11 protein-coding genes are annotated in these 10124 nt (G+C 57.6%); 9 read left to right on the forward strand and 2 right to left on the reverse strand.

Annotated elements, in window-relative coordinates:
* Positions 1 to 186 precede the first annotated feature (186 nt).
* The 8 genes from KEM39_RS09820 (at position 187) to KEM39_RS09855 (ending at position 7081) form a co-directional block, all read left to right on the forward strand.
* Positions 187 to 1419 carry a multidrug effflux MFS transporter gene (locus tag KEM39_RS09820; RefSeq protein WP_118997759.1) on the forward strand — a complete coding sequence of 411 codons (1233 nt, stop codon included), beginning with the start codon at positions 187 to 189 and terminating at the stop codon, positions 1417 to 1419.
* A 36-nt stretch (positions 1420 to 1455) separates the two neighbouring features.
* The gene (gene pheA / locus KEM39_RS09825) at positions 1456 to 2583 is read left to right on the forward strand and encodes a prephenate dehydratase (protein ID WP_118997758.1); all 1128 of its coding nucleotides are present in this window, start codon (positions 1456 to 1458) and stop codon (positions 2581 to 2583) included.
* Positions 2584 to 2619: 36 nt separating this feature from the next.
* Positions 2620 to 3411 (forward strand): DNA repair protein RecO, encoded by a 792-nt coding sequence (recO, locus tag KEM39_RS09830; protein ID WP_118997757.1) that lies wholly within the window; start codon positions 2620 to 2622, stop codon positions 3409 to 3411.
* 23 nt (positions 3412 to 3434) lie between these two features.
* Positions 3435 to 4163 carry a pyridoxine 5'-phosphate synthase gene (gene pdxJ / locus KEM39_RS09835; RefSeq protein ID WP_118997756.1) on the forward strand — a complete coding sequence of 243 codons (729 nt, stop codon included), beginning with the start codon at positions 3435 to 3437 and terminating at the stop codon, positions 4161 to 4163.
* A gap of 48 nt (positions 4164 to 4211) precedes the next feature.
* Entirely contained in the window at positions 4212 to 4589 is a 378-nt protein-coding gene (gene acpS, locus KEM39_RS09840) for a holo-ACP synthase (protein ID WP_118997755.1), read from the forward strand.
* A gap of 73 nt (positions 4590 to 4662) precedes the next feature.
* Positions 4663 to 5475, forward strand: a complete 813-nt coding sequence (locus KEM39_RS09845; RefSeq protein ID WP_118792087.1) for an NUDIX domain-containing protein — start codon at positions 4663 to 4665, stop codon at positions 5473 to 5475.
* A complete protein-coding gene (locus KEM39_RS09850) occupies positions 5468 to 5890 on the forward strand; it encodes a hypothetical protein (protein ID WP_118997754.1) in 423 nt (140 codons plus the stop codon). Before KEM39_RS09845 ends, KEM39_RS09850 begins: the two co-directional genes overlap by 8 nt.
* Before the next feature lie 48 nt (positions 5891 to 5938).
* Positions 5939 to 7081 (forward strand): THUMP domain-containing class I SAM-dependent RNA methyltransferase, encoded by a 1143-nt coding sequence (locus KEM39_RS09855; protein ID WP_118997753.1) that lies wholly within the window; start codon positions 5939 to 5941, stop codon positions 7079 to 7081.
* A gap of 57 nt (positions 7082 to 7138) precedes the next feature.
* Here KEM39_RS09855 and KEM39_RS09860 read toward each other — a convergent pair whose 3' ends face one another.
* Both KEM39_RS09860 and tsaE read right to left on the reverse strand, forming a co-directional pair.
* Positions 7139 to 8389, reverse strand: a complete 1251-nt coding sequence (locus KEM39_RS09860; RefSeq protein ID WP_101120633.1) for an N-acetylmuramoyl-L-alanine amidase — start codon at positions 8387 to 8389, stop codon at positions 7139 to 7141.
* The gene (gene tsaE / locus KEM39_RS09865; protein WP_061376249.1) at positions 8386 to 8847 is read right to left on the reverse strand and encodes a tRNA (adenosine(37)-N6)-threonylcarbamoyltransferase complex ATPase subunit type 1 TsaE; all 462 of its coding nucleotides are present in this window, start codon (positions 8845 to 8847) and stop codon (positions 8386 to 8388) included. Before tsaE ends, KEM39_RS09860 begins: the two co-directional genes overlap by 4 nt.
* A gap of 186 nt (positions 8848 to 9033) precedes the next feature.
* Between tsaE and murI the strand changes: the two genes are divergently transcribed.
* Positions 9034 to 9846: a glutamate racemase gene (gene murI / locus KEM39_RS09870; protein ID WP_002223465.1), complete on the forward strand. Its 813-nt coding sequence runs from the start codon at positions 9034 to 9036 to the stop codon at positions 9844 to 9846.
* Positions 9847 to 10124: the final 278 nt, after the last annotated feature.

Genomic DNA, 10124 nt, shown 5'->3' on the forward strand with positions numbered 1-10124 from the left:
TTTGTACTGTCTGCGGCTTCGTCGCCTTGTCCTGATTTTTGTTAATCCACTATATCGTTCCTGCCTGTCCGGTTTTGCCCGTGGCTTTTGTTGCCGCCTGCTTGTGCCGGTGTGCTAAAATTTTCCGTTTCCGCGTATTGTGTTTTCCGCCGCCGGGCGGTTTGTTTGCGAATCGGACGAGAATTTATGCCTTCTGCCCATTATCCTGAGATGAATGAAAAACTGATGGCGGTTCTGATGGCGATGCTGGTCGCGCTGATGCCGTTTTCCATCGATGCCTACCTGCCGGCGATTCCCGAAATGGCGCAATCGCTGGGCGCGGATGTCCACCGTATCGAACAGAGCCTGAGTGTGTTTATGTTCGGTACGGCGTTCGGACAGGTAGTCGGCGGTTCGGTGTCCGACATCAAGGGGCGCAAACCCGTCGCGCTGGCGGGTCTGACCGTTTACTGCCTTGCCGTTGCCGCCATCGCATTTGCCTCAAGTGCCGAACAGCTTCTCAATCTGCGCGTCGTGCAGGCATTCGGCGCGGGCATGACTGTGGTCATCGTCGGCGCGATGGTGCGCGATTATTATTCGGGGCGGAAAGCCGCACAGATGTTTGCCCTTATCGGCATCATTCTGATGGTTGTGCCGCTGGTTGCACCTATGGCCGGCGCGGTATTGCAGAGTTTGGGCGGCTGGCAGGCGATTTTTGTTTTTCTGGCGGCGTATTCGCTGGTGCTGCTCGGTTTGGTGCGGCATTTCCTGCCCAAACCTACCGCCGGCGGCAAAATCGGACGGGACGTGTTCGGGCTGGTGGCGGGGCGGTTCAAGCGCGTATTGAAAACCCGTGCCGCGATGGGTTATCTGTTTTTTCAAGCATTCAGCTTCGGCTCGATGTTTGCTTTTTTGACCGAATCGTCTTTTGTGTACCGGCAGCTTTACCGCGTTACGCCGCACCAATACGCCTGGGTGTTCGCGCTCAATATCATCACGATGATGTCTTTCAACCGCATTACCGCGTGGCGGCTCAAAACCGGCGCGCATCCGCAAAGCATCCTGCTGTGGGGGATTGTCGTCCAGTTTGCCGCCAACCTGTCCCAACTCGCCGCCGTGCTGTTTTTCGGGTTGCCCCCGTTTTGGCTGCTGGTCGCGTGCGTGATGCTTTCGGTCGGTACGCAGGGCTTGGTCGGCGCGAACACGCAGGCGTGTTTTATGTCTTATTTTAAGGAGGAGGGCGGCAGCGCAAATGCCGTGTTGGGCGTGTTCCAATCCTTAATCGGCGCGGGCGTGGGTATGGCGGCGACCTTCTTGCACGACGGTTCGGCAACCGTGATGGCGGCAACGATGGCGGCATCCACCTCTTGCGGCATCGCGCTTCTGTGGCTTTGTTCGCGCAAGGCGTGGAAGGAAAACGAAAAAAGCGAATACTTGTAAACCGATGCCGTCTGAAACCGCTTCAGACGGCATTTGATGTTAGAATGCACGGCAAACAACCGTTCAGGCGAAATTATGTCCCAAACTATCGACGAACTCCTCATCCCGCACCGCAACGCCATCGACACCATCGATGCGGAAATCCTGCGCCTGCTCAACGAACGCGCGCAACACGCACACGCCATCGGCGAACTGAAAGGCACGGGCGCGGTATACCGTCCGGAGCGCGAGGTTGCCGTGTTGCGCCGCATCCAGGATTTGAATAAAGGCCCGCTGCCCGACGAATCCGTCGCCCGCCTGTTCAGGGAAGTGATGAGCGAGTGCCTCGCCGTAGAACGCCCGCTGACCATCGCCTATCTGGGACCGCAGGGTACGTTTACCCAACAGGCGGCGATTAAGCATTTCGGTCATGCCGCACACACTATGGCGTGTCCGACCATAGACGACTGCTTCAAACAGGTTGAAACGCGTCAGGCGGATTATCTGGTCGCCCCCGTGGAAAATTCGACCGAAGGCTCGGTCGGCCGCACGTTAGACCTGCTTGCCGTTACCGCATTGCAGGCTTGCGGCGAAGTTGTCTTGCGCATACACCACAACCTTCTGCGTAAAAACAGCAGCAGTACCGAAGGCATCACCAAAGTCTTTTCCCACGCGCAGGCGTTGGCGCAGTGCAACGACTGGCTGGGCAGACACCTGCCCAACGCCGAGAGGGTGGCGGTCTCCAGCAATGCCGAAGCCGCGCGGCTGGTTGCCGAATCGGACGACGGTACGGTTGCCGCCATTGCCGGGCGTACTGCGGCGGAAATTTACGGACTCAGCCCCGTTGCCGAGTGCATCGAAGATGAGACGAACAACACCACGCGCTTCTTGGTGATGGGTCATCACGAAACCGGTGCAAGCGGCAGCGACAAAACCTCGCTGGTCGTTTCCGCACCCAACCGGGCAGGCGCGGTTGCCTCGCTGCTGCAACCGCTGACTGAGTCGGGTATTTCCATGACCAAGTTTGAGAGCCGTCCGAGCAAATCCGTTTTGTGGGAATACCTGTTCTTTATCGATATCGAGGGACACCGGACGGATGACAAGGTTCAGACGGCATTAAAACAGTTGGGCGGGCGCGCTTTGTTCGTCAAAATCATCGGTTCGTATCCGGCCGCCGTTTTGTAGCGGCGGCAGCGTTCAGACGGCATTTCCCCAACGATTATGTCCGAATACCGAGTCAACCATGAACCCGTTTTTATGCTGGCATCTTCGCCTTGGCGCGAAAGCAGCCTGTGGGTTGAAGCATTCAGCCGCCGTTACGGGCGTGTGGCTTTGCTGGCGCGCAGCGCGCGCAAAAGGCAGAGCGAGCTGCGCGGCGTATTGATGCCGTTCGTGCCCGTCAGCGTGTCGTGGTACGGCAGTCAGGAACTCAAAACCCTACACCGCGCCGAATGGGTCGGCGGTTGGCGGCAGCCGCAGGGCAGGGCGTTGTTCGGCGGATTGTATGTGAACGAGTTGGTGTTGAAACTGACCGCCCGCGAAGACCCGGTGCCCGAGTTATACGACGCGTTGGCAAAAGTGATGGAGGCGGTGTGCAGTGAGGTCAACTATATTGCCGATTTGCGCCGTTTCGAGTGGCGGCTGCTGAACCTGTTGGGCGTTGCCCCCGATTTGAACCGCGACGGGGACGGCGGGACGATTGCGGCAGGCGGCACATACCTTGTCCGCCCGGAAACAGCCGTCTTCCCCGTCGGAAAAGGATTTGCCGTACCGCCGCACGCCGCCGGCGTTGTCGCCCCCGGGCAGAGCCTGATTGATTTGCGGGCGGGCAGCTTCGGCAGCGGGCAAAGCCTTCAGGACGCATTGAAAATCACACGGCTTTTTATCCGCCACCTGTTGCCCGAGGGGCTGAAATCGCGGCAGGTATTGGAACAGATACGGCAGTTTGACCGCAAAGAAACCGCCCGGGAAACCGTCCCGACTTCGGACGGAACGGCTTCAAATGCCGTCTGAAGGCAGAAATAAAAGGAAAGATTATGCTTTTAGGTGTCAACATCGACCACATCGCCACCGTCCGCAACGCGCGCGGCACGACTTATCCCAGCCCCGTGGAGGCGGCACTGGTTGCCGAAACGCACGGTGCGGATTTGATTACCATGCACCTGCGCGAAGACCGCCGCCACATCAAAGACGCGGACGTGTCCGCCGTCAAAAACGCCATCCGCACGCGCCTGAACCTTGAAATGGCACTGACCGAAGAAATGTTGGAAAACGCTTTGAAAGTGATGCCGGAAGACGTGTGCATCGTGCCTGAAAAACGTCAGGAAATCACGACCGAAGGCGGTTTGGACGTGTTGGCGCAACAAGACAAAATTGCCGAGTTTACCAAAATCCTGACCGACGCAGGCATACGCGTGTCCTTGTTTATCGATGCGGACGACAGGCAAATCCAAGCCGCCTATGATGTCGGCGCGCCCGTTGTCGAGCTGCACACCGGCGCATACGCCGATGCGCGCAGCCACGCCGAACAAATCAGGCAGTTCGAGCGCATCCAAAACGGCGCGCATTTTGCCGGTGATTTGGGCTTGGTCGTCAATGCCGGACACGGACTGACCATACACAACGTTACCCCCATCGCCCAAATTCTCGCCATCCGCGAGCTGAACATCGGGCATTCGCTGATTTCGCAGGCACTTTTCCTCGGATTGCCCGAGGCCGTGCGCCAGATGAAAGAAACCATGTTCCGTGCAAGAATGCTGCCGTAAGGCAGGCAAACCGTTTCAGACGGCATTTCACGACAAAGGAGCGCAAATATGATTTACGGCATCGGCACAGACATCGTTTCCCTCAAACGCATCGTCCGCTTAAACAAAAAATTCGGACAGGCGTTTGCCGGGCGCATCCTCACTCCCGAAGAGCTGCTTGAATTCCCTCAGGCGGGCAAACCCGTCAACTACCTTGCCAAACGCTTTGCCGCCAAAGAAGCCTTCGCCAAAGCCGTCGGCACGGGCATACGCGGCGCGGTTTCCTTCCGCAACATCGGCATCGGGCACGACGCATTGGGCAAACCCGAATTTTTCTATGCCCCCTCCCTTTCCGAATGGCTGGAAGAACAAGGCATACGCCACGTTAATTTGAGTATGGCGGATGAAGGCGATACGGTATTGGCGTTTGCCGTTGCCGAAAAATAAGGCAGCCGCCGCCGGGCCGGATTGACCGCTCCGGCCTTTTCTAATGTTCGGAAAAACCTTTCCCATCTTTCCTATGACCCGAGACACCCGCCCCCTTATCCGCGTCGTTGCCGGCATCCTGCTCAACCGGGACGGCGACTACCTGCTCAGTTCCCGCCCCGAAGGCAAACCCTATGCCGGATATTGGGAATTTGCCGGCGGCAAGGTCGAAGCGGGCGAAACCGACTTCCAAGCCCTGCAACGCGAGTTTGAAGAAGAACTCGGCATCCGCATCCTCGCCGCCACGCCTTGGCTGACCAAAATCCATTCCTACGAACACGCCCGCGTCTGCCTGAAATTCCTATGGGTCAACCCCGGCCAATGGACGGGCGAACCGCAATCCCGCGAAGGGCAGGAATGGTCTTGGCAGAAGGCGGGCGATTTTACCGTTGCCCCTATGCTGCCTGCCAACGGCGCGCTTTTGCGTTCGTTGTCCGTTCCGCGCCGTTTGTACGGCAGCCTGAAAACGGGTTTGTACGGGGAGAACAGTATGGGCGCGTACCGCGTCGTTCCGTTTGATCCGGCCGGCACGCGCGATGCAAACGTTTTGGTCGGCGCAGATTGGCGGCAGACGGAAACAGCCGGAACAGGGCAAAGCGTGTGGGCGGAGGTGGAAACCCATATCCAATGGCGGCAGGCGCAGGAGAAGGGCGCGGATGTTGTCGTGTGGCGCGTGTGCAATGATGTTCAGGCACAAGAGGCGGCAGAAGCCCTGCGGCACGGCGTATCCGTTCCGCTCGTACTTGCAGCAAACGGACAGACGGTCGCACGTTATGGGAAACTGTGGCTCGGATTGGGGGCGCACGCGGTGGTAAGGGACGAAACAATAGGGGAGAACCATGAATAAAAACCGCAAATTATTGTTTGCCGCATTGCTGCTGCTTGCCTTTGCCGCCTTCAAGCTCGTGTTGTTGCAATGGTGGCAGGCGCAGCAGCCGCAAGTTGCGGAGGTGCAATGCGATTTGACCGAAGGTTGTACGCTGCCGGACGGAAGCCGTGTCCGCGCCGCCGCCGTTTCAACCAAAAAACCGTTTGATATTTATATCGAACACGCGCCCGCCGGCACGGAACAGGTCAGCATCAGCTTCAGTATGAAAAATATGGATATGGGGTTCAACCGCTATGCGCTTGAGCGGCAGCCGTCAGGGGATTGGCGGGCAACACGTATCCGCCTACCCTTCTGTGTAGAAGGCAGGCGCGATTTTACGGCGGACATTACAATCGGCAGCCGGACATTTCAGACGGCATTTACCGCCGAATAAACCTTTAAATCCGCCATTGCCGGAACATCCGTCCGGAAAGGATACGCTATGAATACTTTATATATACTTTTCGCCACCTGCCCGCGCGGCTTGGAAACCGTTTTATCTCAAGAACTCGGAAGCCTCGGCTGTACCGATGTCCAAGCGTTTGACGGCGGCGTTTCCTGCCGGGGCGGATTGGAACAGGCCTACGCCGCCAACCTGCACTCGCGTACTGCCAGCCGTATCCTGCTGCGTCTGACCAAAGGTACATACCGCACCGAGCGCGACATCTACAAACTTGCCAAAAACATCAACTGGTTTAATTGGTTTACTTTACAGCAGACGTTCAAAGTCAAAGTCGAGGCAAAGCGTGCCAACGTTAAGAGCATCCAATTTGTCGGACTGACCGTCAAAGATGCCGTCTGCGACGCTTTCCGCGACATTTACGACGCACGTCCGAGCGTGGACAAAGCCGCGCCCGATGTCCGCATCCACGCCTTTTTGGACGAACGCAATGTCGAAATCTTCATCGACACTTCGGGCGAAGCCCTGTTCAAACGCGGCTACCGCTTGGATACCGGCGAAGCCCCGCTGCGCGAAAACCTTGCCGCCGGACTGCTGCTCTCGGCAGGCTACGACGGCACGCAGCCGTTTCAGGATCCGTTTTGCGGTAGCGGCACGATTGCCGTCGAAGCCGCTTGGATTGCCGCCCGCCGCGCGCCGGGCATGATGCGCCGTTTCGGTTTTGAGAAACTGCAAAATTTCGATAAAACGCTGTGGGCGGATTTGCGCCGCCGTGCCGAAGCGCAGGTCAAACCCGCTTTTGCACCGATTTCGGGCAGCGACAGCGACCGCCGCATCGTTCAGACGGCATTGGCCAACGCACACAATGCCGAAGTGGACGACATCGTTTCCTTCAGCGTTGCCGACGCGCAATCCGTCCGTCCGAACGGCGTGGGCGGCATTATGGTGTCCAATCCGCCCTACGGCGTGCGCCTTGAGGAAGTCCACGCTTTGCAGGCGCTTTATCCGCAGTTGGGTACGTGGTTGAAAAAAAACTATGCCGGCTGGCGGGTCGGTATGTTTACCGGCGACAGGGAAATGCCCAAATTCATGCGCCTGTCGCCAAAACGCAAAATCCCGCTTTATAACGGCAACATCGACTGCCGCCTGTTCCTGATTGATATGGTGGAAGGATCGAACCGTTGAGGAAAGTGTACAAAAATGCCGTCTGAAAAATGTTCAGACGGCATTTATTTTTCGGAATCAACCCCGCTTCAATACGGATGTATTGAGGTAGCGTTGGACACCCGAGGCAATGGATTGGGCGCACTGCCGGCGGAAGGATTCGCTGCCCAGCAGCTTCTCTTCGGCAGGATTGGACAGGAAGGCGGTTTCGACCAGGATAGACGGCATATCGGGCGCGCGCAAAACGGCGAAATTGGCTTCGTCTACCCTGCCTTTGTGCAGATGGTTGAGCCTGCCCAATTCTTCAAGCACCAGTTTGCCGAGTTTGCGGCTGTCGCGCAGCGTGGCGGTCTGCGTCATATCGAGCAGGGCGGTATCGACATTGCGGTTGCCGCTGGTCGGTACGCCGCCGACCGCGTCGGCATTGTTTTGCGTCTGTTCCAAAAATTTGGCGGCGGAGCTGGTCGCGCCTTTGGTGTTCAGCATATAAACCCCTGTGCCGCGCGCGGAGGGGCTGGTGAAAGCGTCGGCGTGGATGGAGACGAATACGTCCGCCCGCCGTGCGCGCCCTTTGGCGACACGCACGCCCAAAGGGATGAACACGTCTTCGTTGCGCGTCATAAAGACGTTGTAACCCAAGGCTTCCAATTGTTTTTTGGTTTCGCGGGCGATGGAGAGGACGACGTGTTTTTCCTGCAATCCGCCCGAGCTGACGGCGCCGGGGTCTTCGCCGCCGTGTCCGGGGTCGATCATAATGATGGGCCTGCGCCCGTTTCTGCCGCGCCCGGGTTGGGGCGTGGTGTTTTGGGCGAGGTCGGCTTCCGGAGAGCCGCGCCGGGTTTTGTTCGGGCTGCCGTTAAGCAGCGCCATCATCGGATCGTCGGCATCCATCCCTTGCGGATAGAGATCGACGACGAGGCGGTTTTTAAAGCCGCCGACGGGGGGGAGGGAAAAAACTTGCGCGTAGGAAGGCTGTTTCAAATCGATGACGAGGCGGACGGTGTCGGGCGTGTTCTGACCCGCGCGTATGCTGCGGATAAAGGGGTCGTCCGCCATAACCTTCTGAGACAGTCCGTGCAATACGGTATTGATGTTTGCGTTTTGTATGTCGACGACCAGCCTGCCCGGGTTGTCGAGCGCGAAGTGCTGGTATTTGAGCGCGGTTGTGCTTTCCAGCGTCAGGCGGGTGTAGGTGTGCGACGGCCATATCCGTGCGGCGGTGAATTGTGGTGCGCGCACGGTTTTGGCAACGGCGGATGCGATGGGGCTTAGGGCGAACAGTGTGCCGGCGGTGCGGCGGATGATTTGTCTTCGTGTCAGTTTGGTCATAGCGGCAGGCTTTCGCGTCCTCGTTCGGTATGGGCGGTCAGCAGGCATTTTCTGCCGCCGCCGTCGTGTGTCAATGTTGCGGTGATGTCGGCGGGCGGCGTAAATTCCCCGCCCTGTTGCGGCCATTCGATCAGGTAGACGCTGTTTGCGGCAAACAGTTCGTCAAGCCCCGCGTCTTCCCATTCTTCGGGGAACGAGAAGCGGTAGAGGTCGAAATGATGCAGCGTGAAACGTTCCAGCGGATAAGATTCGACGATGGCGTAGGTCGGGCTTTTGACTGCGCCCTGATGACCCAATCCGCGCAGGATGCCGCGTGTCAGCGTGGTTTTGCCCGCACCCAAATCCCCTTCGAGGTAAATGACCAGCGGTGCGTTTAAACGGGAAGACCACGCCGCACCCAAATCGAGTGTGGCGGCTTCGTCGGCAAGGAATCGGGAAACGGGAGGAAAATCAGGCATAGGGGCTTTACAACTTTTATGTGGCGGATCGGAGGGGCAGGCGGTCGGCAAACCGTGCGCCCGGCGGCATTGCCGTACATTATAACAGCCAAATCCGCATCCTGCTTTCAGACGGCAACGGCTGTCAAGAAAAAGCGGCGCGTGTACAATACGCGGATTGTATGTTTAGGACGGATTGGAAAAAGGATGGAAAATATCGGCAGGCAGCGACCCATCGGCGTTTTTGACTCGGGAATCGGCGGTTTGACCAATGTGCGCGCACTGATGGAACGGTTGCCGATGGAAAACATCATTTATTTCGGCGATACGGCGCGCGTGCCTTACGGGACGAAATCTAAGGCGACCATCGAAAATTTCTCGATGCAGATTGTCGATTTTTTATTGGAACACGATGTTAAGGCGATGGTTATCGCATGCAATACGATTGCGGCGGTGGCGGGGCAGAAAATCCGTCAAAAGACGGGCAATATGCCTGTGTTGGACGTGATTTCCGCCGGCGCGAAAGCCGCGCTAGCAACCACGCGCAACAACAAAATCGGCATTATCGCCACTAATACGACAGTTAACAGCAACGCCTATGCGCGCGCCATCCATAGGAACAACCCCGACACGCTCGTCCGCACGCAGGCCGCGCCGCTGCTCGTCCCTTTGGTGGAGGAAGGTTGGTTGGAACACGAAGTTACCCGCCTGACCGTATGCGAATACCTCAAACCATTGCTTGCAGACGGCATCGATACGCTGGTGTTGGGCTGCACGCACTTTCCCTTGCTCAAGCCCTTAATCGGCAGGGAGGCGGGCAATGTCGCGCTGGTCGATTCCGCGATTACGACTGCCGAAGAAACCGCACGCGTCCTTGCTCAGGAAGGATTGCTCAATACCGACAACAACAATCCCGACTACCGTTTTTACGTCAGCGATATTCCTTTGAAATTCAGAACCATCGGCGAGCGTTTTCTGGGCAGGACGATGGAGCAGATTGAAATGGTGTCTTTGGGTTAGCGGCAGGTACGGACGGAAACCGTCCCCGTCCGCGCCATCCGCATACGCACCCGCAACGCCCTGCCGTATTAAACGCCCCGTCTCCGCAAATGCCGTCTGAAAGGCTTCAGACGGCATTTTTTACACAACTCCCACCGTTTCCCCTCCTTCTCGATACACTGTAATCTCGAAACCCGTCATTCCCGCGCAGGCGGGAATCCAGTCCGTTCGGTTTCGGTTTTTTTTTGGCTGTGTTTTAACGATGTGTTGATATTTAATTTTAGAAAGGTAGCTATTTA

Origin of the sequence: Neisseria sp. Marseille-Q1983, from assembly GCF_018224585.1 — a bacterium.
In the GTDB taxonomy this organism is placed as follows: domain Bacteria; phylum Pseudomonadota; class Gammaproteobacteria; order Burkholderiales; family Neisseriaceae; genus Neisseria; species Neisseria polysaccharea.